Source organism: Myxacorys chilensis (genome assembly GCF_059505265.1).
The window spans coordinates 1-25,995 of record NZ_JCACKG010000159.1 but is presented as its reverse complement, the minus strand read 5'-3'; the positions used below and the strand labels follow the sequence as shown (position 1 = coordinate 25,995).

Genomic DNA, 25,995 nt, shown 5'->3' with positions numbered 1-25,995 from the left:
CTATTCTTACGCAGAATTTTCAACAGTAAGGTGAGGTTTTCAAGTTTCAGGGCATCCTAGGTACTAATTCGGTTGTCTCCGTATTTTTTGCAGGTCGGCGATGCCAATGTCAATAAATAGTATTCGTTCTCTCAGTATTACAAATTCGCGATTGGCTCCGCCAAGCTCCGAAGGATCGGTTCTGCCACACTCGAAAGGAATTCGCTTTGCGAAGTCTCGAAGAGCGCGGGTTCTCTCTCTGTCGCCGCAGTGGTTAGTGTTAGGGTCAGACGATCCTGTTGTTGACGACGCTGTTGCTAAAGTAGAGAAAGCCTTACAGAGCGCATCACCACCGCCCACAATTACGACGCTCACTCACCAGTCCTGCTCAACCGAAGACCTGTCTAAGGTGTGGTCAGGGGTGATTGTTACTCAACCGTCTGAGTTAACTGAGCATCAATCAAGACGATTGATACAACTTCGGTTGCAAGGCGTTCCAATCTGCGATTTACCAGGATTCTACGAAGCGTTTTACTTAAAACTACCATCTGTTTATTTAACGCCCGCGTGGTTTGCTTTAAACTTCAATCTAGCCTTGGTTTCTAACGGCTTAGTTCAGCATCTAAAACGATTGGTCGACCTATTAGCATCGATATCGTTACTAGTGGCTACTGCTCCGATCATGTTCATTGCTGCGACGCTAATCAAATTAGACAGTCCAGGTTCAATTTTTTATAGCCAAATCCGAACCGGCCTGAATCAGGTTCCTTTTCGGGTGTATAAGTTTCGCTCAATGCGTGAGGATGCTGAGACGCTAGGCGCACAGTGGGCGCAGGAAGGCGACTCTCGGATAACGCGAGTCGGTCGCTGGATGCGATCGACCCGAATTGATGAACTGCCACAACTCTGGAATGTGTTGCGGGGAGACATGAGCCTCATTGGGCCGCGCCCAGAGCGTCCTGAATTTGATGCTCAACTGGCTCAAACAATTCCTCATTACCAGTTGCGCTACTGCGTCAAACCAGGCATCACGGGCTGGGCACAAGTGATGTATCCGTATGGAGCATCGGTTGAGGATGCTTACGAAAAGGTGGCGTATGACCTTTACTACATCAAAAACTATTCTATTTGGTTGGATGTTGCGATCGCAGTGAGAACCGTTCAAGTTATTTTACAAGGCAAGGGCAGATGAAGAAAGTATTGGTCACGGGCGGGGCGGGCTATATCGGTTCGCATGTGGTGCGACAACTGGGCGAGGCGGGCTATGAGGTCGTAGTGTACGACAACTGTTCGACCGGGGTTGCCTCGTCGGTGTTGTTTGGAAAATTAATCGTTGGCGATTTAGCCGATCTCGATCGACTGTATCAAACGTTCGCTCGTCATCAATTTGATGCTGTCTTACATTTTGCGGCTAGTTTGATCGCTCCAGAATCGGTCGTCAATCCTCTAGACTATTACGCCAACAACACGCGCAACACATTGAATCTTTTGCGCTGCTGTGATGCCTTTGGCATTGATAAATTGATTTTTTCTAGTACTGCCGCCGTGTATGGAGAACCTGGACTCACGCCTGTCACCGAAGGTTGCCCGACCGCGCCAATCAATCCTTACGGACGCTCAAAATTGATGAGTGAATGGCTCATTCAAGACGCGGCCAATGCATCTCGATTACGCTATGTGATTTTGCGCTACTTCAACGTGGCAGGAGCCGACCCTGGCGGACGCATTGGGCAACTCTCTGCCAATGCAACTCATTTAATTCGCGTAGCGTGCGATGCTGCCCTTAGCCGTAAACCAGGTGTGCGCATTTTTGGAACTGACTTTCCAACGTCCGATGGCACGGGCATTCGAGACTACATTCATGTCGAAGATTTGGCCTCAGCCCATCTAGCCGCTCTCACATATCTCGAAGCGGAACAGCCAAGCCAAATTCTAAACTGTGGCTACGGTCAGGGATATAGCGTTCGGCAGGTGATCGATCGGGTGAAGGCAATTTCGGGCAGCAATTTCTCGGTAATTGAGACAGAGCGGCGTCCGGGCGATCCGGCGTGTGTCAAAGCCTGCGCGAATAAGATTCGTCAGATTTTGAAGTGGCAACCGCAGTTTGATGATTTAGATACGATCGTGCGCTCTGCTTTGCGATGGGAATTGCGCCGCGACAATCAGCTTAGGAAGCATCCGTTAGTGGGCGCGATCGCAAAGCGTCTGCACCAACCTCTGATATTAACCGCTCCCGATTCTCTTGCCGTTATGCCCGACGCTGACGACATAGAGCTAAGCTATCGGTCGTCTCCCGCAATCAATTACGAATTAGCACAGTAGGGACAAGCAATTCCAGCTTGATATTCGGTGGTTTGCTCGGCGGGGGAAAGGGGATGTCCGCAGGCACGACACATGGCATAAGAGCCGTCTTCGATGCCGTCTTCCATGCCTTGGGTCACGGCAACGCGCTGATCGAAAACAAAACATTCTCCTTGCCAAAGGCTTTCTTCGGCTGGGACGGCTTCTAGATAGCTGAGGATGCCGCCTTTCAGGTGATAGACCTGTTCAAATCCCTGAGCTAGCATGAGCGCGGATGCTTTCTCACACCGAATGCCACCCGTGCAGAACATAGCGACCTTCGGGTGTTGCTGCGGATCGAGCTGATTTACGTACTCCGGAAATTGCCGAAACGAGTCGGTTTGAGGATTGTGCGATTCGCTGCACGAAGCTCCAAAGGATCGCTTGAATGTGCCGACACTCACCTCAAAAGCATTCCGAACATCAATCACGGTTACATCCGGGTCGGAAAGTAGGGCGTTCCACTCCTGTGGCTTGACATAGGTTCCGGTTCCCTGACTGGGATCAATCTCTGGCATTCCGAGAGTGACAATTTCTTTTTTCAGCTTCACCTTCATCCGATCGAAAGTGGAAGACTGGGTGATTGATTCTTTGTGTTCTAGATCTGCTAAATGCGAATCGGTTTTTAGAACGGCAAGCAGGTTATGAACGGCAGTAGCATCGCCTGCGATCGTGCCGTTAATGCCTTCTTCTGCTAACAAAATGGTTCCTTTCAACCCCTGCTCCAAACAGTACGTCAGTAGAGGCTCTCGTTTTTCAGCGTAATCCGTGAGCCGCACGAATTTGTAGAAGGTGGCAACGAGTTGAGGCATGGAAAGCAGAGGTGTGGAGAATCTAGTTTAACGTTTTGGAGGACGTTTAGCGATTGAACCCGCGTCAGTGCGATCGCTGATTGCGCCACAGTACTCCAGCACAAATTATCCCACAAGCAGCACCTACAACTAGACTCGCTGGCGCTAAAAACACGAGTGACAGGTCAGCTTGCGATCTCCTCGGAAAACCACCAATCCAGAGTAGAGCAACGGCTCCAATCACGGCTCCAATCATTGAACCAAATAGTACCCAGCGAAAGGCTGAAACCCGATTGGCACTGATGAGAGGAGAAACTCCAATTATTCCAACAACCAACCCGATGATGGCCCCAAAACAGGCTCCAACCGCGATCGCGTTTTGGATCAGCCCGTAACCGAGAATGAAATGCGCGCCGGGTGCTAGGATAAGCGTCCCAAAAATTGTCCAGGAAACTAGAGCGATCGTCACTAGAGAATATCGATTTGGCATAAAGTTGAACGTGGAGAATTACGATAATCTAATTCTTCTGAGCGTCAGCATAGGCAGCATAAACGCCTTTGACGTTGTACCAATTGAGGAAAATTCGAGCGACTTCTAACGCTAATTGCGGTTTGCCCTGTTGAATCAGCCACCGCAGTAGCGGAGCCATTGTTTGTTCGTTGAGCAATCCACCCAGCGTCAGCAATCCCCATAGCGTGCGATGAATCCACGTCATCTGAATCATCATTTTCACGTCCCATGTTGGATGCTTTTGGTAGAACAAAACTCCCATTCGACCGCGTTGAATTTCTTTGTCAATCAAGCTTGGAATCTGATCTAACGAGAACGCTGGATGCCAGTGATATCCGGCTGCATCAGGGCATTTGATTAATTGGAGTCCGAGTTTTTTGAGCCGAACGCCAAGTTCGAGATCTTCCCAGCCATAGAGTTGAAATTCGGTATCAAACAGTCCAGCTTCAATCAGCCAATGACGCGCGATCGCAACGTTTCCCGTGGCAAAGTACGCCGCCGAAAAATCCGTTACCTTGTAAGGCTCTGATGTCGGACGCTCAAAATTACAGGTATTAATCACCCGTCCGTAGGTAAACAAGTGATCGCTACCCAAGTCGTGTTGACCCTGAATCAGCGCTTCAGCGTGGGACTTGAGAAAAATATCTGTCACCACTAGGTCGCTATCAATAAAAATAATCGTGTCGCCGTTTGCTTCTTCAACACCGCGATTCCGAGCCGCAGACGGTCCTAAATGCGCTTGGCAAATCAACCGAACGTGAGGAAACGGATCTGATTTGAGCCAATCGACTGTGCCATCGCTCGAACCGTCATCTACGACGACGACTTCGTACGCCGAAAACAGCGGACTTGATACTTGGTCTTCTAGCGATCGCAAGCACTTTTCCAAAATCGGTTTGCGGTTATACGTGGGAATAACAACACTGAAGTACACGGCTTTCCTCTCAAGCGCCATTGGTTTCATCTCGGTTTTAGCTCAATCAAGTTTTAGCTCAATCAAGTTTTAGCTCAATCAAAGTGTTTTAGCTCAATCAAGGTATGGTCCTCTTTAACAGACGCCCAACGTCAAACTCAGTTCCACTTCGGGTTCATGAACAAATTTCAACCGCTTATCATCCCTACTAGGTTTAATTCTGTGCATCTCCTAACGGTTGAAATCAACAATTAGCTGCATAATTATAAGCTTGTTGTTCTAATCAAACCGAGGAAACGTCATGGGTCGAGCCAAGAAAGTTGTGCTGGCATATTCAGGTGGGGTGGATACCTCGGTCTGTATCCCCTACCTAAAAGAAGAATGGGGCGTCGAGGAAGTGATCACCTTAGCCGCGGATCTAGGTCAAGGAGATGAACTCGAACCGATTCGTGAAAAGGCCCTCAAGTCGGGTGCGTCTCAATCGCTGGTCGCAGATGCAACGCAAAGCTTTGTCAAAGACTACGCATTTCCTGCCATTCAAGCCAATGCACTTTATGAAAATCGCTATCCGCTCTCAACAGCGCTGGCTCGTCCATTAATTGCGAAGCTGCTCGTTGATGCTGCCAAAGAATATGGCGCGGATGCCGTAGCACACGGCTGCACCGGAAAAGGAAATGATCAAGTCCGATTTGATGTGTCGATCGCGGCTCTCAATCCCGATCTCAAAGTTCTTGCGCCTGCTCGTGAGTGGGGCATGAGCCGCGAAGAAACCATCGCATACGGCGAGCGGTACGGCATTCCCTCCCCGGTCAAAAAGTCGTCTCCGTACAGCATCGATCGCAACTTGTTGGGGCGCAGTATCGAGGCCGGACCGCTCGAAGACCCGATGACCGAACCGCTCGAAGAAGTTTACTTAATGACCAAAGCGATCGCCGATACTCCAAACGAACCGGAGTATATAGAGATTGGATTTGAGCGAGGCATCCCGGTTAGTCTAGACGGCCAGCCCCTTAACCCTATTGATTTGCTGACGCAACTGAACGATCGCACCGGCAACCACGGCATCGGACGCATCGACATGATTGAAAATCGGCTCGTCGGCATCAAATCTCGTGAGATTTATGAAGCACCTGCCTTGCTGACGCTAATTCACGCCCACCGGGATTTAGAAAGCCTAGCCTTGACTTCTGATGTGATGCACTACAAGCGTGGGATCGAGGAAACCTACTCTCAGATTGTCTACAACGGCTTGTGGTACAGTCCCCTAAAAGAGGCGCTAGATGCGTTCATTTCCAAAACTCAAGAGCGAGTCACGGGATCAGTTCGGATTAAATTGTTCAAAGGGAATGCTACGATTGTTGGCCGTCGGTCGGCTCATTCGCTGTACACGCCAGACCTAGCAACATACAGTTCAGACGACAAGTTCGACCATAAAGCAGCAGAAGGGTTCATTTACGTTTGGGGCTTGCCGACTCGCGTGTGGTCGCAGAATCTCAGTAAGTAGACGCTCTACCCTCAACAGATAAACTCAGATTTGATTCATCAGAGGCATCCCACACAGGGTATGCCTCTCTTTGGTCTTAGGTCAACAGACATCAGGACAGAAGCAATCAGCTCTTCCTGATAACGGGATTAATAGCGGCTGTAGCACACGCTTTTGACCACACTCCGCGCCTAGCAAAGTGCCTCCGAACATCATCCTCGCATCTGGTGGATCTGTTACAAAATCCGCTGCGAATGGCTAAGTCTTGAGAACTTGGGAACTACTCGCTGTCGCCCGAAACTGGGGGATCAGCGATCGTTTGTTTAGCTTTGCGAGACTCCAACCAAAGCGGCACCGCAATCCAGGCCACAACTAGAAGTAACGCCACTGCACCAAACTGAGAGGCCAACGTGACTAGCTTCTCAAGCGGCACAAGCTGACCCGCAAAAAATGCCAGCGTCACCATCACTGATGCCCAAGAAATAGCTCCAGTCACGTTGTAGAGCATGAACTTCCAGTAAGGCATCTCTGCAATTCCCGCTAGTGGACTAGCGAAAATTCTCAGCAATGCAATAAAGCGACCTAGAAAAACCGCTTTTCCTGCATTCTGAGTAAACTGATTCTTTAATTCTTGCAGTTGTGTTTCTTGAAAACGGAAAATGCTGCCTAGCCTCAGCAACAACGCCCATCCACCAAGCCGACCGATCCAGTAACCGAAATTGCCCCCGATTGCAGCTCCAAGCGCCGCATCTCCGAGAACAAGCCAATAGTTTAAACGATCGCTGCCTGCGAGAAAACCGCCCACGATCGTGACCGTTTCCCCCGGAATCGGCAACCCCAAATTTTCAAGTAAAATCCCGAAAAAAATAGCCCAATAACCGTACTGCTGAGCAATTTCTTGGATGACTTCTGGCGAGAGAAAGTCGAGTGACATTAGAGCAACCTTTACAAAGCTTCATCCTTCTGATCTTGGCGTAGGTTGACTGGTTGTGTCAATGCCAAGATTTCAGTGGGGCAATAGTGAGCATTGCCAAGTTTTGCAGAATCATAGGTTTAGCAAAGTTAGGCACAGAATGAATTGTAATGAAACCAGAGCTTGAATACTTGCCACAAAAAGTAGCGAATCAAGAAGTAGCAAATATCTAAAAAGGCCGGTTACAAATCCTAAATCCTTCTGCCTGTAACCTTCGTGCAACTTTTCATCGAAGACTTCATTAAAACTAGAAAGCAGTTAGAGGAGACATAAAGTTTCCATAAACCTTTGAAATCTTAGATGCGCCAATGGAATTTAGTTCCTATAGTGAAGACGCTAACTTCAGTAAATGTACTGGAATTAAATCTTCAGTCCGTAATATTACTTTTATGTAATATTACTGTGCATCTGGTCTAAGTTATCTCGTACGGGCACAAGTGCTACGCAGACACAAGCCACAGTAGTAGCTAATAGCCTGTCTCAGATGGGCACAATCAGAAATCTAGTAAAAATCTGGCATTGTGCAGGGTGTTGATGGAAGGGTTGAGGAGTAATACATACGGGGACGACGTTATGGCTTTAGCCAACAACCGTGAAGAAATCTTGCTACAGCCTTGTGGTCATCTAGATTCGCGAGGAGCAAATTGGTTGCAGCAGCAGCTAGAGTCTATCGCTCCAAGATGCTACAAACTTTGGGTTATCGATTTGTCCAGCGTAGAGTTTATCGATAGCTCTGGGCTGATTGCCCTTGTATCAGGGCTAAAGGTGGCAACTGAAGCAGGTGCAAGGCTAATCTTATGCGGCTTGCCTCCTTCAGCAAAATTAATTTTTGACATTACACAACTCGATCGAGTCTTCACCATTTTTGAGGACTATGATGCGTTACTTTTGTCATTGCAAGTCTCTGAAGAGATTGCGCCCGCTCTAGAAGTGGCTTGCTCTCCTAGGGCTTGATCAAAGTAGAGACGTCTGCGGTAACACTTTGCAAAGCATTTACCACAGACGTAACTTCTCTCGTGACGGGCGTTGCTCCCTAGCAAGCTGAAACCTAAACATCAACCTCTAGGCATTACCAAGGCTAGGGAGCGAAAGGTTACCTTGCGAGAAACTGGGTAAATCTAAGTCAGAGGCACGGCGGTTCTTCACTGCCAAGCGGTAGCTCACGCTCTGTAGCTCCGCATGGAGTTGACGATTCTCGCGCTGAATCATCGCCACTTTCTCTTTTACCGGAGCCATCCGTTCCGCAAACTTTTGCCGATAAATCTTAGGCAATTCCTGCACAACTTGTTCTAGCATTCTAGAGCGCTCGGTCAGTTCTTCGACCGATTGCCTGGACTGCTGAAGCTCTGTGTTTTGCTCTTCGATTCTCCCCTGATAAAACGTCACCTGCTCTTCAATCTCATGAAGCTGTTTGCGCAGGGCGGACATTTCAGTGAGATGCCGTTCTGAGGGTTCACTATGGCCAGGAGTCGCAGCAGTACTGGCATTGACGTTTCCTTTCACTAAGCGAAATAGCTCTTGCGACAGTTGTTGCACCAACTGATCGCGCATCTGCAATTCTTCTTGCAGACGCACCACTTCAGCCTGAAATTCTTGGGGACGGGGGATATCAGTCACGATAGAGGTACTCCGTTGTTGGCTAAATTTTGCTATTTCGCTTGAGTCAGTTGAACATGGTCTTCCCATAGACGGGGAGGAGATGCTCGACGAATATCTCGCCAAATTGCAGTTGCAGCCAATGTACCATCTGCAACCGCAATTGAAACTTGATTTAGTCCTTCTTTGAGGTCACCAAGAGCAAAAATTCGAGGGTGAGATGTCCGACACATATCGTCTGTGACTAGATTACCGCCTTTCCAATCCAGGTCAAGCCCTTGCAAGTACTGATTGTAAAAATGGGAACCCATTGAGATGAGTCCTGTCTCTAATTCTACGGTGGTTCCATCAGTCAGTTCAACGCCCGTCATGTGATGGTTCTCTCCGAGGAACCGACGTAGGGGAGTTTCGATGAGTGGATAACCGTGAGCTTTGAGCTTGTCTCGCATGTCTTGACCGACCTCGCACAGTCCTTGCGTAAACACCGTGATGTATGGCGTAAACCAGTTCAAGACGAAGGCAGTATTAATTGCCGCTTCAGAATTAACGAATAGCCCGCACTTTTGATCTGCCATGTCGTAGCCATCGCAAATTAGGCAAACATGGAGGTTGTATCCGGCATAATCAAAGACATTCTGCTGATCTTCTAACTGCGGCAAATGATCGATGATGCCACTAGCGGACACTAAATATTTAGAGCGAAAGACGGGATAGCTGTCACCCGTTTTGCCAACTTTGACCTTGACCGCAAACGTGTCTCCTTCGTCTGTCACCTGTTCTACAAAGCCTGCAAGGTAATCTCCACCGACGGACAGCACGTGAGATTGTCCTTGCTGTAATAGAGTTCTTCCGGGGGTTTCGGGAGGTAATCCTAAATAATTGCGAAGCTCTTGCATCCAGAACGATCGCCCACGTCCTTTTTCTATGACTAAAGTAGACAACCGATAGCGTTGTAGATAGATAGCGGCAGATAAACCTCCGGCACCTCCGCCCACAACGATCGCATCATAAACGTGGTCAAGCCGCTCTTCGAGATTTTTCTTGGAAAGCTTCATAGTAATTCGCTATGTGTAATTCGCAATTGATGGAGCTTACTCACAGGTTTTAGTGTGGTAACCATGATTTAATTCTAATTTGATTATTTTGCTGGCAGGTTTGAGGAAATCTTAAACCTGGAGATTTCCTCAACTTCTTGCTCTACTGTTTTGAGACCAACTCGCTGTGTACAGTCGTTCGGAACAGAGAGATAGTTTGCATCTGCTGTAAAGCGTCTCTCATCCCCAGCTTGACGCGGTACTAGTAGAAAAGTTTGTCAAACTTAGACTGATGGGTTTGGAAAGGGACGCCTGCGGTGTCCCTACTTTGACGAAGGACGAAGCGCTCTTTGACGAACGCTCTTTGAGGAAGCACTATGTAGGTTTGGTGGACTGATACTCTACAGTTTCTGAGTGTTCAGCATACTGGTGCCACAGTTGAGCCAAACTATGAGCCTTGCCCCTCTTCTCTGATTGAATCTGATACATTCGGCGCGGACGCCCTCGCCCCTCAACTTTCTTCCAGTAGGAAGTAACCACTTCTTCCCGTTCTAAAAATTTAAGTGCCGCACATAGTACTGTGTCCGACAGCCTGTATTGGGGATGTTGAGTTTCTAGCTGCTGAATCAATTCAGTTCCATACGAATGTTGCTCAGACAAGACTTTGAGAATGTAGCATACTGCCAACTCTTGGTTGAGAAAGATCGGTTGTGGAGCCTGAAAAAACTGATAGATGTCTTGAATTCTCATCTTGCTCCTCCAAATGTTTGGGTCACAGTAGCGACAGTAATAGAGCGGAGACAAGCAGAGCGATTGAGTTCTCTATCTGAGAGAAAATGACGAACCATAGAATGACGAACCATAGACGGTGGAAATAAAATTAAGCACAGCAGTTTGCAGGTTAATTCCTAACAGAGGTTAGGAAAACCTTAAAACGGTTTTGGAATATTATATTGAGTGCGGTTTCTCTGAAGTTTTGCCTTGTGCTAGTTATCTTTGTGACTACGCGAGAATACTGACCAACTTAGTCCGAAACAGCACAAAACGCGATTAGTGGCAAGCTTCCAAGGAGTGATTGATTTCCTCATATGAGAGCGTGATGCTTCCAAAATTAGACAGGAATTTCACGTTGTGCGATTAGCGCTAACGCAACTCTGGAGGGGCCGCGGGGTGCATAGATTAACGTAGTAATCGCTTGTGTGTCTGTGTTCGTAGTTAATACTATTAATCAATCTAAGGACATTTGGTTTTATATAATTTTGTACTTTCTGTCACACACAAATTCAATCACAAAGTGTCATTTCGCGATCGCTTCTTACTACTTCTTTAGTGTTTAGAGTTACGTTCAATATCGAAAGCAGATTTACTGTTACTGTTTCTTACATTTATGCGTTCGCATAGAAGCGGCAATGCGAACGACAACTAGCGGAGTTGCTTTCGATATTTGAATCCGGCAACCGATAGAAGAATGCTGCATCCCGCAAACGATGCGATCGCGCCATCGGGTTCGGGTATAGGCTCCGGTGTTAGCAAATAGCCTTGTTCCTGCCCATTGACCAGTCCGGTTCCAATAATCTGTCCGGCATTATTAATCCGCGTTGCCGATGAAAGCGTCCATCCCGCCTCGATCGGCAGCTGAGTGTTGAGATCAACGAGGACACCATCTTCCCAGATCACTGCTCGTTGCTCTCCGTCGGGTGTGTAGGAATAGCCTACGATTTGGCTACTGTTGTTGATGCTATTGGCAACGCTTGAGAAAGAAAAATAGCCGCTGCTTCCCCCCAACGTTCCCAAATCTTGTCCGACCGTATGCCGTTTAGGATCTGCCCAAAACAGCGCCCGAAGCGGACTACTGAATGCCACGTCAATTGGGCCGTAGCCGACAACCTGTCCGCGATCGTTGATGCCCTTAGCTACGGTTTCTCGCGGAAAGCAATCCGTTGGGATTGGGCAATAAACGGTTCCTGTCAAAACGAGCGTTTGCTCCTCTTCAAAAATGCCAACGCCCGGACCAGAACGACCTGAACCAAACCGCTGCCCCGCAATTTGGCTTTGGTTATTAATGCCTGTAGCAAGCTGACCTCCATTAAATGTAAATTTACTACCATCAGGGTTTTGTCCCTGACTAAAGGAACCTGACGGAACCTGTACCCCATAGAGAATTTGTCCGCGATCGTTAATGTCAATGGCAGTGGTCGTCGGACAGGCATAACCCACACAGGACGCATTGAGGCTAATTTGAGAAACCGTTTTGCCATCGGTCAAAAAAACTCGATCTGAGCTGAGTGTGGGAGTGAAAGGCGCATCGGTAGCAGGCTGACTAACGACCAGTCCATCTCCTAAGATTTGCCCCGAATTGTTGATTGCTTTTGCTGCAAACGTCGTATTGGTGACTCCAAGCTGCGACTTTAAATCTGTTAGATTGCCGCTATTCCATACATACTGTCCTCCAACTACGTCGCCGCGATCGTTGAGATCAGTAGGCGTAAACGGAATCTGCTGAACTGAATAAAAGCTTGCAGCCATAGCAGAACCTGCACTAAGCCATGCCAAGGGGCTGACGGCTAGAGCAACCAAGGCAAATCTGAACGACATAGGAACACAACTTCAAAGATTAGGTTTTAGAGTCTCAGCAAAAGTTAATCAATGTCATCTCTCTAAGGACAAAGCCCTTACCCTGAGCAGAATAGGTCATTTGATGCTAAGTCAACCTAATAAAATGTCGAGATAAAAATTTATAGAACAATTTGGTACGAGAAGCTACTCAAAAACGTCTATGGTAGCGACATCCCGCTTCGAGTAGAACTCGTTACACTAGAGGATGGTCGCCACTTAACCTCTTCATCACTATGGCAGATTTCAACATCCAAGCGCCGTTTGAACCGAAGGGCGATCAGCCAACCGCGATCGCAGCACTCGCCAAGTCCATTCACGCTGGCAACCGTTTTCAGACCCTCCTCGGTGCAACGGGAACCGGAAAAACGCATACGATCGCCCGGGTGATCGACAAGATTGGTAAACCGACTCTGCTTTTAGCTCATAACAAAACGCTTGCCGCGCAGCTTTGTAACGAGTTGCGAGAATTCTTTCCTGATAACGCGGTCGAATATTTCATCAGTTACTACGACTACTATCAGCCCGAAGCTTACGTTCCGGTCAGCGACACCTACATCGAAAAAACTGCATCGATCAATGATGAAATCGATATGCTGCGGCACTCCGCCACGCGATCGCTATTTGAGCGTAAAGATGTGATCGTCGTCGCCTCGATTAGCTGCATTTATGGCTTGGGAATTCCATCGGAATATTTGAATGCCTCGATTCCTCTGCGCGTGGGGGAAGAAATCAACCAGCGTCAGATCCTGCGCGATCTTGCCTCGGTGCAGTACACCCGCAATGATTTAGATTTAGGTCGCGGAAAGTTTCGCGTTAAAGGCGACGTATTAGAAATTGGACCTGCTTACGAAGATCGGATCATCCGCGTCGAGTTTTTTGGCGATGAAATTGATGCAATTCGATATGTCGATCCGGTTACAGGCGCGACGTTGCAAAGCATGGAAGCCGTTAACGTCTATCCGGCTCGTCACTTTGTCACGCCAGAAGACCGGCTGCAATTGGCGTGCGATGAAATCGAATTAGAACTCAAACAACGCTTAGTTGAGCTAGAAACTAACGGAAAGTTACTCGAAGCCCAACGCTTAGAGCAACGCACTCGATACGATTTAGAAGTCTTGCGAGAAGTTGGGTTTTGCAACGGGGTGGAAAACTATTCTCGACACTTAGCTGGACGGGCAGCAGGAGAGTCGCCCGAATGCTTGATCGATTATTTTCCGAAAGATTGGCTGTTGGTGATTGACGAATCTCACGTCACAATTCCTCAGATTCGAGCGATGTACAACGGCGACCAAGCTCGAAAGAGTGTCTTGATCGAGCATGGCTTCCGCCTGCCGAGTGCTGCAGACAACCGTCCCCTCAAGGCGGAAGAATTTTGGGAGAAGGTGAATCAGTGCATATTCGTATCAGCGACTCCCGGAAACTGGGAGCTTGAAATCTCTGAAGATCACATTGCGGAGCAAGTGATTCGACCCACTGGCGTTCTCGATCCGGAAGTGTTTGTGCGCCCGACCAATGGGCAAGTCGATGATTTGTTGCACGAAATTCAAGAGCGTGTTGCAAAACACGAACGGACGCTGATCACGACGCTGACAAAGCGGATGGCAGAAGACTTAACGGAGTACTTTCAGGAGCGCGGCGTTCGCGTTCGCTACTTGCACTCAGAGATTACCTCCATCGAGCGAATCGAGATCCTACAGGATTTACGCGAAGGCATCTTTGATGTGTTAGTTGGCGTCAACTTGCTGAGAGAGGGATTGGATCTCCCCGAAGTGTCGCTCGTCGCGATTTTAGATGCAGACAAAGAAGGTTTTTTGCGGGCCGAGCGATCGCTGATCCAAACGATCGGACGGGCAGCACGTCACGTCGAGGGCAAAGCGATTCTCTACGCTGATAACTATACGGACAGCATGGCGAAAGCGATCGAAGCAACGGAGCGTCGTCGCGTGATTCAGATGGCGTACAACGAAAAGCACGGCATTGTGCCAACGCCGATTATTAAGAAATCCAATAATGCGATCTTGTCATTTCTAGAGGTTTCTCGTCGATTAAACGCTCAAGAACTCGACCAAGTTTACGAACACGCCAGCGATATCCCGCTTGAAAATATTCCAACTTTGATCTCTCAGCTAGAGGCTCAGATGAAAGACGCCGCTAAAAAGATGGAGTTTGAGGACGCCGCTAAATACCGTGACAAAATCAAACACTTGCGCGATAAGCTGCTGGGGCATTAATCCTTTCTACTCGTCAGCGGTCTCGTTGCAGCATTGTTCTATCGCTTAGGGCACACTATGGCTGTTCAAGGGGCGATGGAGTATTAATTATGTTGGGTTTACCCGTGCGCATGGGGATCGGTCTCAGTTCTGTTCTCAGTTCTGTAGTGTTGGCTCTTGGTATTTCTTCTGTGAGCCGCGCCCAAACGCTGCCTTATACTCCCATCGCTCCGCCGCCAAATCTACCGGCTACTTCCACCCAGGACAACGCTACTGAAGAATTTCGGGTCAGTGCCTCGCAGCGTGACTTTAAAGGCAACCTTTGGATTGCAACCTCAAAAGGCGTTGCAAAACTTGACCCCAACACAGGTCGAGTGTTGGCGAGAGTGTCGCTCCCGAATCTTGCGATCGCGGCGATCGCCCAAGATCGCGTCGGGCGAATTTGGGTCGGAACTTACGAAGGTATCTGGCGCATCGATCCGCGTACCAACCAGGTGACGGTTCAAACCATCACGCTTCCTTCTAACCGAGTATTATCGATGCTCGTCGATCAACGGGGTTACCTCTGGGTGGGAACCGACCAAGGTTTGGTATTGGTTAGCCCAGACAAAGGACTTGTGATGACTACTTTGAAAGAACTACCCGGAGTCAGCGCCAATGCACTCAGCCTAGATTCTGAAGGTCAACTTTGGGTCGGTACATTAGAAGGACTTGTCCAAGTCGATACTGCCAGCGCTCAAGTCCTGCATGAAATGAGTGGAATCTCAGGTGGCTCTGTTCAAACTCTGGCGTTAGATTCCAAGGGTTCGCTATGGGCAGGCACTCCCAGTGGTTTAACGCAGATTAATCCTCTAGACGGAAAAATTGTGCGCTCGCTCACTCAACTAAGAGGACGAAACGTTTTATCCCTCGGAACTGATCAAGTGGGCAGCATTTGGGCTGGAACGAGCCAAGGATTATTTCGGGTCAATCCTGGCAATGGTGCGATCGTCGGTCAGGTTCCAAACTTGCCATCAAGCCGAGTACTGACCCTGTCTCCTGACACGGGCAACAAACTTTGGGTCGGCACAACCGAAGGACTGGCGTGGGTCAGCATGACGACCTACCAAACCAAGCCTCATATCATGTTCAGCCATCGTTCCCCTTAACGAGCAGAGTAAAATAGAACTAATCTACCCGTAATTTGAGAAACTCCAAATTACGACTTACGCTATGCTTACTCCGCAGCAACTCATTCAGTGGAAGCAGCAAGGACGCGCGATCGCAGTCCTCACCGCTTGGGACTATGCCATTGCCCAAATTTTGGATCAAGCAGGCGTCGATGTGATCTTGGTCGGCGATTCGTTAGCAATGGTGGCCTTAGGACATGAAACAACCCTGCCGCTCACGCTAGAGGAAACACTGCATCACGCAAAAGCAGTTTGTCGCGGGGTCAAGCAGGCATTAGTGATTGTCGATTTGCCATTCATGAGTTATCAAGAAAGTCCGCAGCAGGCAATTCGATCGGCAGGGCGGGTGCTAAAAGAAACTGGCGCAGGCGGCGTAAAGCTCGAAGGCGGTCATCCTGCGATGGCAGAAACCGTTGCTAAACTTGTTCACATTGGCATTCCGGTCATGGGGCATGTTGGATTAACACCTCAGTCTGTTCGGCAAACAGGCTTTCGTCAGCAAGGGAAATCCAGTGAAGACCGTAAGCGGATTGTGGCAGAAGCGATCGCGCTCGAGCAAGCAGGCGCATTCTCGATTGTGTTAGAACACATTCCGTCGGATTTAGCCAAAACAATTAGCGAGAAACTAGCGATTCCCACAATTGGCATTGGAGCGGGAAACCAATGCGATGGTCAAGTCCTTGTCACGTCAGATGTGTTGGGGCTGGGCACGTGGAAGCCAAAGTTTGCAAAGTCCTATCTCAATTTATATGAGTTGATTACGACAGCGACACAGGAGTATTGTGGCGAAGTGCGATCGCATCAATTCCCAGAAGCCTAATCATCACTACACCGCTTGAAAAATATGGGTTGGGGTTAGGTTGAATCCTAAAAATGTCTGGTATTGAATGCCGTCATTTTTTCTGAACATGCCAACTTCCACATACTGATCCCCTTCCAGTAACTTCATGGCACGTTGCTGGCCCAGGAATCGGTAGACCTTCAGGGGGTGACAACGAGCCTGTAATCATCACTACAGCGCAGTTACAGCCATTCTGCTACCGATAAAAAACGGCATTGCTTTTGCTATTTGTAGAACATTCGCTCTAGCTAAGGCCTGATAAAATGCCTGATCCAAGCAGCGATATGTATTTTTTAATAGAATCAAAACCAGATTCTTTCTGCTGCTCAATGCCTGAATTTCCTACTAGACAAGCGCTTCAAGGTCGTTGTCACCCCGTGAACGGTAGACCTTCTTTGCTCATCCTTTGTAAATGCAAACGTTTCTTGCATCTACTGCTCTACGTCTGTTCAGGTCGCTTTCTGTAAATCATAAATATGAGTCCAAAAAAAACCTGGGGGAGAACCCCCAGGCGTGCAGCAATATTTACGAGAGATTTACTTGACCATGCCTAAAAGCTCAGCATTTGCAGCAGGCAGCTTTGGCGCGATCGCAAACTGAGGCAAATCTTGATACGCTTGGCTGGCAATTACCGGAATTGCATTGCGCGCATGACTTGCGATCTCAACCGTTTTCACGTCATAGGTTTGAGTCGCCAGCTTTGGATACAACCCGATCCCAATGATTGGCAGTAGCAGACAAGCCGCGATGAAAAACTCTCTTGGTTTCGCATCTAACACAATGTTCTGTGCAACCGCTTTACCTTCTTTGCCGTAGAACATTTCGCGCAGCATCGACAGCAGGTAAATCGGCGTAATGATCAGACCCACCGCTGCTAGTAGAACCACAACGCCCTTAAAGGCAGAAGTGTAAGCATCGCTCGTGGTGAAGCCTAAGAAAATTGCCAATTCCCCGACAAAGCCGCTCATTCCTGGCAGTGCCAAGGATGCCATTGAACAGATGGTAAATAGAGCAAAGGTTGTCGGCATCTTCTTCGCCAATCCGCCCATATCATCCATATTGAGAGTATGGGTGCGATCGTAGACAATTCCAGCCAAGAAGAACAACGCGGGTGCAATCAATCCGTGAGAGAGCATTTGTAGCACTGCCCCATTCATACCCAATTCAGTAAATGAGGCAATTCCCAGCAGCACAAAGCCCATGTGAGAGATCGACGAATACGCCATCCGACGCTTCAGATTTCGCTGACCAAAAGACGCTAATGCTCCGTAAATAATATTGACAATACCGAGAATCGCCAGAATTGGGGCGAAGTAAACATGAGCATGAGGCAACATTTCCACATTCATACGAATGAGGGCATAGCCACCCATCTTTAGCAATACTCCAGCCAGAATCATTGAAACCGGAGCCGATGCTTCACCATGAGCATCTGGCAACCATGTGTGAAGCGGGAAGATAGGTAACTTAACGCCATACGCAATCAGCAATCCAGCATAAACACATAGCTCAAACGGCAAGGAGTATTCCTTCAAGCCCAACTCATGCAGGTTAAAGGTAATCACATCGCCCGAAAATGCCATTGCTAAAGCAGCAACCAGAATGAAGATAGAACCAACTGCCGTATAAAGAATAAATTTAGTACCCGCATAGAGCCGCTTCGGACCACCCCAAATCGAAATCAGGATGTAGACCGGAACCAGTTCAACTTCCCACATAAGAAAGAACTGAATCATGTCTTGAGCGCAGAAGACGCCAATCTGAGCGGAATACATCACTAGCATCAGAAAATAAAAAAGCCTGGGCTTTTCTTTCACCTGCCAGGCTGCCAGCATCGATAAAGTGGTAACTAATCCCGCTAAAACAACGAGCGGCATCGAGATTCCATCGACCGCAACCGACCAATTAATACCAACTTGCGGCACCCAAGCATAGCTCTCAGCCAATTGAAAATCAGGATTTTGGAAGTCGTAGTGGCTCCAAACCGCGTAGACCGAGAGCGCAAAATCAAGTAGTCCAATGCCCAAAGCATACCAGCGTACTGTTTTGCCCTGTTTGTCAGGCAGGATCGGGATTAAGAGAGAGGCTACCAGGGGCAGCAGGATTAGGGTCGTTAGCCAAGGAAAAGAGGTACTCACCATTAGAACTGAAACCAGGTTTGTAGGGATGTAGAGAGGTCGGTTCGATGTGAAGCACACCTAATCAATCCGCAAAGAGGCTCGTGTATCGGGTGAAGCAAGAGGCTGTAGTGTGCCAAATCTTTAAATCGATAAGTGAGCTAAGCAGGATTCGCGAGTGAATCGAAGTGTCTCAAGGCGAGGCGGTGACTATCCACAAATCCCACAGTTCAATCAACCAAAAGGCTGTATTGAGCGGATCGAGAAAGGAGGAGGTTAATCCGATGAGGATTAATACCTACTGACTCATCTTACTCTAGTTTGATGAAGTTTATTAAACTTTAAAAACAGAGTGTGACGGTTTTTGATTGAAAGCTTGCGTTCAGAAAGGCGCGATCGCTGAATTTGCTGATCCAATAAGCTATAAAACCAGTTCCTTTCGGCTGAAAGCGTCTACTTTTGCTTTGCTTAACAATCGTTCATATTATAGGCGTGTGTTTTTGAATTGCATAAAAACTTAATATTTGGCTGAAGCGCTGATAGAGCAAGCGGTTCTGACTCTAGATTAGGCATAGAAAAAGAGATTAGGCATAGAAAAAGAGAGGCAAGCGCTTGCCTCTCTTTTTGGTTGAAACAGAACTTTACTCAATAGTCTTGCGAAAAGTTCTAACGATATCTAAATCCATCAGATGTCAAAAATTAGCACTTTTATCGCCCTAGCTAAAACTTCCTCAGACTAGCTGTTTTTCACCAGCACTCCAATCTCACGCTGAATTGGCACAACATCTAGCACATCTAATCCGGCGCAATATTTCAAATCGTCATGGCAATCGAGTTTAAGCAAGCGCTTACCGTGACTGGCATGGTGAAAGAGTTCCAATAGATTCTCTTTCCACTGCTGATAGAGAGTCACTGCGCCCACTACTTCATCGTTGCCCGTGATCTCCTCCAGTGAGCAGTCAAGTCTTTCAGTTAGAGTATGCGCGATCGCACCTGCACAGACCGTATCTTCTAACGCGAACGAGCCTTCCCATCCTGCGTTCACAATCCATACGGTTTCCGGTCGCTGCTTGAGCAAATATTCGACAATCGCCTTGCGGTTAATCAATGCTGCCGCTAAAACGGTTGGCGATGCCTGAATTTTCTGGAGCGCCCGCGTTCCGTTCGTTGTGCTGATGAAGAGACGTTTTTCATCCATTAACTGAGGCGTGCAGTCAAGCGGAGAATTTCCTAAATCGCAGCCTGCCACCTTGCTGCCACCCCGCTCACCCGCCCGTAACCGTTTCTCTGGCATCCAGCTTTCGCTTTCGTGCATCAGCTTGTCCATATCACTAAAGACCTGAACCGCTTCAGCTCCTACCGCTAATGCCGTTGCGATCGTGCTTGTGGCTCTCAACACATCGATCGCGATCGCGCAATCCGCATGATTCTGGTCAGGAGTAAGTTCAGGAGTATGAAAAACGCAAAGTTTCATAGTGTCAAAAAGACTGCGGAGCAAAGGTATATGGGTTAAGCAGTGATGTAGAAGCCGGGAATTATCACAGTTTCAGAATACTGGATACTTCACGGATCAACGCAACTATTCTTAATCCATAACAATAGAGTAAAAGCAATGCTTGTAACACTCAGAATTGTTTTTTCTCAAATTTGATTCCTAATACTCGAAAGGGTAGGCAACCGCCTACCCTAGTACTCTTAAACTATTAACGCGCTCTTGCAAGTTTCTGTGAGGCAAACTGCGCTTATTCTTCTAGCTCACCATCATCGTCGATATCATGCTCATCGACTACACCAACCGTGTTCGCCGAAACCTCAGCGCCCATTTCTAGCTTCTCGCGCACCAGTTTCTCAACTTCCACGGCAAATTCAGGCTTTTCTTCCATGTACTTAATCGCATTGTCGCGACCTTGGCTAATATTGTCGCCGTTGTAGCTATACCAAGCCCCCTTGCGAACCACAACGCCCGTTTCTTCTGCCATATCAATCAGACAGCCCAGCGTCGAGATACCCTTACCAAAGATGATGTCAAACTCCGCAATGCGGAATGGCGGCGCGACTTTATTCTTCGCGACTTTCACCTTGGCGCGAGTGCCATACTCTTCGTTGCCCTTCTTCAGCGTTTGAATCCGGCGAATATCGAGTCGCACCGAGGCGTAATACTTCAGCGCTTGTCCACCTGTGGTCGTCTCAGGGCTACCGTAAGTGACGCCAATCTTCTGACGCAACTGGTTGATGAATACTACCGTACAGCCAGATTTACCAATGTTTCCAGTGATCTTGCGCAAGGCTTGGCTCATTAGACGCGCTTGCAGACCCATGTGAGAATCGCCCATCTCACCTTCAATCTCAGCGCGAGGCACGAGAGCAGCTACCGAGTCAATGACCACGATGTCTACAGCCGTCGATCGCACCAATTGATCAACAATTTCTAACGCCGCTTCTCCAGTATCCGGTTGAGACACTAACAGATTCTCAATGTCTACCCCTAAGTTAGCGGCATACGCCGGATCAAGGGCATGTTCTGCATCGACATACGCGGCTACGCCACCAGCTTTCTGAACTTCTGCCACAGCATGAAGCGCGATCGTCGTTTTACCCGAACTTTCAGGACCGTAAACCTCAATCACTCGACCTTTGGGCAAGCCACCACCAAGTGCCAGATCTAGCGTCAGTGCGCCACTCGAAATCGTTTCCACCTTCATTCGGGTGGCATCGCCCAAGCGCATAATGCTGCCTTTACCAAAGTTGCGCTCAATTTGAGTCAGCACCATGCTTAGTGCTTTTTGCTTGTCAGAACTCTCTGTTTTTGTTGCCATTAGCGCCTCAGAAAATGAAAGTATGGGGTGGGGGAAAGAATGGTCGAGGTTAGGTATGACTAGTATCTAACAACTAACGATGTAGGACGAACAACTCATTCTCAAACTTATGTAGCATGGAAGCAGCTATTCTACGATTTGCTCGGTCAAGTTGCTCGGTAAGGTGTAAATTGGCTCTTCTTCCAGGGTACACACGATGACCTCTAATTTGCCGTCTTTACTGGTGCCAGATACCGCCCTTTCTGTGGCGGGTCTCACGGCGTACATCCAGCTCCTGCTTGAGCAAGATGATCAGTTGCGCCAAGTTTGGATTACGGGAGAAGTATCGAGCGCAACGCAATACAAGAGTGGCTTGTTTTTCACGCTGCAAGACCCGGATGCTAAAGCCGCAATCAGTTGTGTGATCTGGAACAGTCAGTTGCATAAGTTAGCGACGTTACCGGTTCAGGGAGAGCAATTTATTTTGCTGGGTCGGGTGCATGTGCAACCCCACCGGGGTACTTACCAACTGATTGTGTGGCAAGCCCTGCCCGCAGGAGAAGGATTAAGAGCATTGCGCTACCGCCAATTGCGGCATCGCCTAGAGGTAGAAGGACTGTTCGACCCAGAGCGAAAGCGTCCTCTACCGCTTCATCCGCAAACTGTAGCCGTTGTCACCTCACCCCAGGCTGCAGCTTGGGGTGATATCCAACGCACGCTAAAGCGTCGCTATCCAGGATTGCGTGTCCTGTTCTCTCCGGCACTTGTCCAAGGAGATCAGGCTCCGGCGTCTATTGTGGCCGCGATCGCTCGAGTCGAACGCGACAATAGAGCGGATGTACTAATTCTATCACGCGGCGGCGGTGCGATCGAGGATATGGCCTGTTTTGATCATGAAATTGTGGTACGAGCGGTGGCAAACTGTCCCATTCCGGTCATTGCGGGCATTGGGCATCAGCGCGACGAGTCGTTGGCGGATTTAGCAGCAGATGTTCATGTCCACACGCCCACTGCTGCTGCCGAATTAGCGGTTCCTTGTCTTGCAGATTTGCGGGTTGAGCATGGGGAGCGGCTGAACGCCTTAAACCAGGCTGTGAACAGATATCTGAGCGGTGAACGCGATCGCGTGCAGACAATGCGCGATCGCTTCGGTCGATTAAAGCTCGATCGGTTACTTAAACAAGAGTATCAAGTCGTGTCTTGGCTACAGCAACGGCTGATTCAATCCACCCAACGTCGCTTTCAATCCGCACAGCAACATCATCAAATGCTGCAAGAAAAATTGACGACTCTTGATCCTCAAGCCGTCTTGCAGCGAGGCTATGCGGTGGTAAGGCAGCAGAACGGCAGAATTGTGCGATCAATCAATGATGTAAATCAGAACGAAAATTTAACCATTCAACTCGGTCAAGGACACATTAAGGTTACAGTTACTGATGTATCAGGTGCTTCACCTAAGTTCTCTAAATAGGAACTAACAGAGAAGAGAACGCCTACTTCGCTTGTTTTTAGGGTAACGTATGGCTAAGTCCCAAAACTGCTGCTAAGGTAACTCGCTTGCCATCTTCACCTGATTACGAGCATTGGAATTACGAAAGAACGGTTGCTAGAGTTGAAGAAATTTTGACAAGAATTGAATCTGGCGAACTAGAGCTTGCGGCTGTTTTTGAAGAGTTTTCTGCGGCAGTCGAGTACTTGCGCCAATGCGAATCTTTTCTAGCCGAACGACAGAAACAAGTTGACTTGTTAATTGAAACATTGACCGACGAAGCTGAATTCTAAACGTTCCAAAATTCTTGAGAAATCTCTTCGATTGCTATCTTTAAAGGCGGCAAGTAGGTTTCAACAACATCCCAGACGACTTCAAGATCAATCTCTAAATATTGATGAGTCAGAACATTACGGAAATCAGAAATTCCTTGCCAGTCCATGTCCAAGCAAATTGCTTTCCACTCAAGCGGTAATCGTTGGGTCGACTCACACATGGTTTGCAGATTTCTGATTACTGCATCTTGTGTCTTTATATCTGCTAAAAATGCAGCTTTTCCATCAACTGTATACTCTTCTAATCTAGAAATACAATCTCGTATATGAATGAGATAAACCCTATTGTTTCTCATAGTGGTTTTGCTTCTCTTAAAATCTGGTCGCGGATAAAGTAATGCACCGATCTTTCAGTTACGACGTCAACTTTTCGACCCAATAGGCTTTCAAGATCGCGAATTAATCCGGTTGGAAACCAGGGACTTCGTTTTTCGCCTAAATCAATCAGAAAATCAACATCGCTCTCTGGAGTTGCTTCACCACGTACCACAGAACCGAAGACACGGACATTAAGAGCGCCGTGTTTTGCTGCGATCGCTAATATTTCATCCCGCTTTTCTTGCAAGTCTTGAAAGTTCATTATGCAATGCTGCCCCGCTTACGAGTTTCCTTATAAGACGTTCCCACATTTTTGAGTCCAGCTCGAATCATTTGTTGTTCAAGTAAGGCAAAAAACCGAGCGCGATCGCCGCCTCTTACCACCGCTTGATTATGCGCTTCTGCCAAGGCTACCGGATAGCCATAGCCCTTTTGGACTTGGGCTAACACCAGACTTAATGCTGAATCTAACATCTCGCGATCGCTCGCCACCCAGCCTGGAACCTCAACCCGCGCAATCTCGCTACCCACATGCACGTAGCAGAAATGAATTGCATGATCTCCATAGAACTCTTGAATTCGTGCCGAACTTTTCCATAAGGGGCTGCGCTGCCCAGGCTGTAGCAGTCTTCTCCACAACGCTGTGTCTTTCAAAGGATCAAGCACTTGGCAGGGAGCGCGATTGGAAGACGCTTCGCGACCTGTTTGTCCGGCACAATGAGAGGCGCAATCAGGGGCAAGATAGGCGCAACTCTGGAGCCGCAAAAAATTTAACGCTTCACCACTGCGAGACGCACTAATATATCCAACTAACGGAACGTCAAGCGATCGCAGCTTATCCCACGCCTCCAAAATGGGCGTCAAGATTTGATCCCGCGCTTCAGCAGGCAATGGTTCTAGAAACCAGTACAGTAGTGAGCCATCAACGAGCGCGATCGCAGGCGCTAAGCGATCGCGGTCTTCTTCGACCAACGCTTCCGCCAATTCTGCCAGCACACACGCTTCTTGAGTTGTACGCTTGTATCCCATCCATTCTTCAGTCCGGATGCCCCACTGCCGCGACGCATAAAGGTCTTCAGAACGGTAAAATGCTTCGGGCAAGCTATCCAACAGGGGAAATTTGCTTTGGCCATAATGTAGAACAATACGCCCAATGTTGATTAGATAACAGTACGCAATTTCGTGGTGACTTGGCGCAATTTGAGAACCATCGGTAGCAATAACCGTGTGAGCAGACGGAGCCGAGTCAATGTCAATCCGGCTATTCAACGATTCAATCGGCTCGGCGGCGGTGAATATGAAGCGATCGCGCCACGTTTTCTGCATTTCTACTAGCTCGGCTTGCCGCTCATGGGCTTGTGCCATAAGTAGTTCGGCTCGTTCGATTCGTTGACGAGTTGCAGTTGCCTCTACGGTTAGGTGTTGGCTAATGCCTTGCATCTGCTGAGCTAGTTTGGTTAGATCCAGCATTCGCTTACTACCAGTTCTTTTGCACTAGTAGCATAGCGCTTTGCCATCTATCTTGGAAAAACTTGAAAAAAATAATTACAGCAGAATCATCGCCATACAGCAAAATCCCGACAAAACTGATCCAGCGAAAGGAGGTGAATCCGATTATCTTTAAATGCGGCTTGTCGTTCTTCAGGAGTGTTGTAACCCCAATTTGCAAGGAAAAGTTCTACCGTTTCTAACTGAGGTTGATGTTGCACAACTTGCAATGTTTTTAATCGGTCTTCAATGAACCAGATCACCGAATCAGCACCATATTTCTCTTGCAGCTCTTGCAAAATTTGGTATTTTGAACGCTTTGCTTCTTTACCGTAAATTTGAGAATCTGAGAAATTCAATCCTTGCTGTTGCAGAAGCTGTTGGATGAATCGTCCTTCTTTAGTACTAATAATGACCGAAGTAGTTGAACGAGCAATGGCTTTTTGAAGTCGCTGAAGTACACCTGGATAAAATCGATGTTCTGCCAGCCAGCTATCTAAATCAGATGCAATCCAGTGATCCCGAATGGTATCTACGATCGCACTGACTTCTAAAGGTTTTAACTCATGTTCGGCGATGATTTCCGATGCGATCGCGGCCCATCGCTCTAAGATCTCATCTTCATTCGTTTTCAATATCAATGCCCGCAGCAAAACTGGCATTTCCCAACCACTTTCGACGACAGGGCGCAATCGATAAAAGCCTTCATCAAGACCTTGTGGTGGAACCGTTTGATCAGGCTGCCAAATCTGACAATATGCTCTCCACGCCGTTTGAAAATACTCTTTCAGCCCATCACAAATCACACCATCAAAGTCGAGCGCCAAAAGAGTAGGATTGCTTGCCCGCATAATTTCTTAGAAATCGTTGTCCTCTCACCCTACCGCATTCTCAATCCTTCAATCTGATAATCAATTCTCAAAGGCTTTCTCTAGATGTAAGTACTAATCCAAGTTGCGGGTTAAGTTGAGAGAACAGAAGAAAACAACCGCAAGCC

Annotated in this window: 24 protein-coding genes; 9 read left to right on the top strand and 15 right to left on the bottom strand. The window is 48.1% G+C overall.

Features of this window, described 5'->3' with window-relative positions:
* Positions 1-106 precede the first annotated feature (106 nt).
* Together AC5JLB_RS12515 and galE are read left to right on the top strand one after the other, a co-directional pair.
* A complete protein-coding gene (locus tag AC5JLB_RS12515) occupies positions 107-1,171 on the top strand; it encodes a sugar transferase (RefSeq protein WP_495874158.1) in 1,065 nt (354 codons plus the stop codon).
* Positions 1,168-2,301 carry a UDP-glucose 4-epimerase GalE gene (gene galE / locus AC5JLB_RS12510; RefSeq protein WP_495874157.1) on the top strand — a complete coding sequence of 378 codons (1,134 nt, stop codon included), beginning with the start codon at positions 1,168-1,170 and terminating at the stop codon, positions 2,299-2,301. The genes AC5JLB_RS12515 and galE overlap by 4 nt, the downstream gene beginning before the upstream one ends.
* Here the strand turns inward: galE and trhO are convergent.
* From trhO to AC5JLB_RS12495, 3 genes are all read right to left on the bottom strand, one after another.
* Positions 2,283-3,131 carry an oxygen-dependent tRNA uridine(34) hydroxylase TrhO gene (trhO, locus tag AC5JLB_RS12505; RefSeq protein WP_495874156.1) on the bottom strand — a complete coding sequence of 283 codons (849 nt, stop codon included), beginning with the start codon at positions 3,129-3,131 and terminating at the stop codon, positions 2,283-2,285. The genes galE and trhO overlap by 19 nt on opposite strands.
* Positions 3,132-3,195: 64 nt before the next feature.
* The gene (locus AC5JLB_RS12500; RefSeq protein WP_495874155.1) at positions 3,196-3,600 is read right to left on the bottom strand and encodes a hypothetical protein; all 405 of its coding nucleotides are present in this window, start codon (positions 3,598-3,600) and stop codon (positions 3,196-3,198) included.
* 28 nt (positions 3,601-3,628) lie between these two features.
* Positions 3,629-4,555: a glycosyltransferase family 2 protein gene (locus AC5JLB_RS12495; protein WP_495874154.1), complete on the bottom strand. Its 927-nt coding sequence runs from the start codon at positions 4,553-4,555 to the stop codon at positions 3,629-3,631.
* 280 nt (positions 4,556-4,835) lie between these two features.
* Here AC5JLB_RS12495 and AC5JLB_RS12490 point away from each other — a divergent pair, with 280 nt between their 5' ends.
* Complete coding sequence (locus AC5JLB_RS12490; RefSeq protein WP_495874153.1) at positions 4,836-6,038, top strand: argininosuccinate synthase; 1,203 nt, start codon at positions 4,836-4,838, stop codon at positions 6,036-6,038.
* A 259-nt stretch (positions 6,039-6,297) separates the two neighbouring features.
* On the opposite strand, the gene AC5JLB_RS12485 is transcribed toward AC5JLB_RS12490, so the two are convergent.
* Positions 6,298-6,951: a DedA family protein gene (locus tag AC5JLB_RS12485; protein WP_495874152.1), complete on the bottom strand. Its 654-nt coding sequence runs from the start codon at positions 6,949-6,951 to the stop codon at positions 6,298-6,300.
* A 612-nt stretch (positions 6,952-7,563) separates the two neighbouring features.
* On the opposite strand from AC5JLB_RS12485, the gene AC5JLB_RS12480 reads away from it, so the two are divergent.
* Positions 7,564-7,944 carry an STAS domain-containing protein gene (locus AC5JLB_RS12480; RefSeq protein ID WP_495874151.1) on the top strand — a complete coding sequence of 127 codons (381 nt, stop codon included), beginning with the start codon at positions 7,564-7,566 and terminating at the stop codon, positions 7,942-7,944.
* Positions 7,945-8,052: 108 nt separating this feature from the next.
* Here the strand turns inward: AC5JLB_RS12480 and AC5JLB_RS12475 are convergent, their stop codons facing one another.
* From AC5JLB_RS12475 to AC5JLB_RS12460, 4 genes are all read right to left on the bottom strand, one after another.
* Positions 8,053-8,607, bottom strand: coding sequence for an Npun_F5560 family protein (locus AC5JLB_RS12475; protein WP_495874150.1), 555 nt, complete (start codon positions 8,605-8,607; stop codon positions 8,053-8,055).
* 32 nt (positions 8,608-8,639) lie between these two features.
* Positions 8,640-9,641, bottom strand: coding sequence for an NAD(P)/FAD-dependent oxidoreductase (locus AC5JLB_RS12470; RefSeq protein ID WP_495874149.1), 1,002 nt, complete (start codon positions 9,639-9,641; stop codon positions 8,640-8,642).
* Positions 9,642-9,995: 354 nt separating this feature from the next.
* Positions 9,996-10,370: a PadR family transcriptional regulator gene (locus AC5JLB_RS12465; protein WP_495874148.1), complete on the bottom strand. Its 375-nt coding sequence runs from the start codon at positions 10,368-10,370 to the stop codon at positions 9,996-9,998.
* A 672-nt stretch (positions 10,371-11,042) separates the two neighbouring features.
* Positions 11,043-12,215: a hypothetical protein gene (locus AC5JLB_RS12460; protein ID WP_495874147.1), complete on the bottom strand. Its 1,173-nt coding sequence runs from the start codon at positions 12,213-12,215 to the stop codon at positions 11,043-11,045.
* A gap of 254 nt (positions 12,216-12,469) precedes the next feature.
* Between AC5JLB_RS12460 and uvrB the strand changes: the two genes are divergently transcribed.
* The 3 genes from uvrB (at position 12,470) to panB (ending at position 16,435) form a co-directional block, all read left to right on the top strand.
* Entirely contained in the window at positions 12,470-14,467 is a 1,998-nt protein-coding gene (uvrB, locus tag AC5JLB_RS12455; RefSeq protein ID WP_495874146.1) for an excinuclease ABC subunit UvrB, read from the top strand.
* Between the two features lie 89 nt (positions 14,468-14,556).
* Positions 14,557-15,594, top strand: a complete 1,038-nt coding sequence (locus AC5JLB_RS12450; protein ID WP_495874145.1) for a ligand-binding sensor domain-containing protein — start codon at positions 14,557-14,559, stop codon at positions 15,592-15,594.
* Between the two features lie 64 nt (positions 15,595-15,658).
* Complete coding sequence (gene panB, locus AC5JLB_RS12445; protein ID WP_495874144.1) at positions 15,659-16,435, top strand: 3-methyl-2-oxobutanoate hydroxymethyltransferase; 777 nt, start codon at positions 15,659-15,661, stop codon at positions 16,433-16,435.
* Positions 16,436-16,992: 557 nt separating this feature from the next.
* Here panB and AC5JLB_RS12440 read toward each other — a convergent pair.
* From AC5JLB_RS12440 to recA, 3 genes are all read right to left on the bottom strand, one after another.
* Complete coding sequence (locus AC5JLB_RS12440; protein WP_495874143.1) at positions 16,993-18,597, bottom strand: NAD(P)H-quinone oxidoreductase subunit 4; 1,605 nt, start codon at positions 18,595-18,597, stop codon at positions 16,993-16,995.
* Positions 18,598-19,309: 712 nt separating this feature from the next.
* Positions 19,310-20,047, bottom strand: a complete 738-nt coding sequence (locus AC5JLB_RS12435) for a 2-phosphosulfolactate phosphatase family protein (protein WP_495874142.1) — start codon at positions 20,045-20,047, stop codon at positions 19,310-19,312.
* Between the two features lie 268 nt (positions 20,048-20,315).
* On the bottom strand, positions 20,316-21,389 hold the full coding sequence (recA, locus tag AC5JLB_RS12430; protein WP_495874141.1) for a recombinase RecA: 1,074 nt from the start codon (positions 21,387-21,389) through the stop codon (positions 20,316-20,318).
* Between the two features lie 196 nt (positions 21,390-21,585).
* Here recA and xseA point away from each other — a divergent pair, with 196 nt between their 5' ends.
* Both xseA and xseB read left to right on the top strand, forming a co-directional pair.
* The gene (gene xseA / locus AC5JLB_RS12425; protein WP_495874140.1) at positions 21,586-22,839 is read left to right on the top strand and encodes an exodeoxyribonuclease VII large subunit; all 1,254 of its coding nucleotides are present in this window, start codon (positions 21,586-21,588) and stop codon (positions 22,837-22,839) included.
* 86 nt (positions 22,840-22,925) lie between these two features.
* On the top strand, positions 22,926-23,150 hold the full coding sequence (gene xseB, locus AC5JLB_RS12420; protein ID WP_495874139.1) for an exodeoxyribonuclease VII small subunit: 225 nt from the start codon (positions 22,926-22,928) through the stop codon (positions 23,148-23,150).
* On the opposite strand, the gene AC5JLB_RS12415 is transcribed toward xseB, so the two are convergent.
* The 4 genes from AC5JLB_RS12415 to AC5JLB_RS12400 all read right to left on the bottom strand — a co-directional run bounded on the left by AC5JLB_RS12415 (position 23,147) and on the right by AC5JLB_RS12400 (position 25,849).
* The gene (locus AC5JLB_RS12415) at positions 23,147-23,488 is read right to left on the bottom strand and encodes a HepT-like ribonuclease domain-containing protein (RefSeq protein ID WP_495874138.1); all 342 of its coding nucleotides are present in this window, start codon (positions 23,486-23,488) and stop codon (positions 23,147-23,149) included. The two genes, xseB and AC5JLB_RS12415, sit on opposite strands and share 4 nt — an antisense overlap.
* On the bottom strand, positions 23,485-23,772 hold the full coding sequence (locus AC5JLB_RS12410; protein WP_495874137.1) for a nucleotidyltransferase family protein: 288 nt from the start codon (positions 23,770-23,772) through the stop codon (positions 23,485-23,487). The genes AC5JLB_RS12415 and AC5JLB_RS12410 overlap by 4 nt, the downstream gene beginning before the upstream one ends.
* On the bottom strand, positions 23,772-24,980 hold the full coding sequence (locus tag AC5JLB_RS12405) for a DNA double-strand break repair nuclease NurA (protein ID WP_495874136.1): 1,209 nt from the start codon (positions 24,978-24,980) through the stop codon (positions 23,772-23,774). Before AC5JLB_RS12405 ends, AC5JLB_RS12410 begins: the two co-directional genes overlap by 1 nt.
* 86 nt (positions 24,981-25,066) lie before the next feature.
* On the bottom strand, positions 25,067-25,849 hold the full coding sequence (locus tag AC5JLB_RS12400) for an HAD family hydrolase (protein WP_495874135.1): 783 nt from the start codon (positions 25,847-25,849) through the stop codon (positions 25,067-25,069).
* Positions 25,850-25,995: the final 146 nt, after the last annotated feature.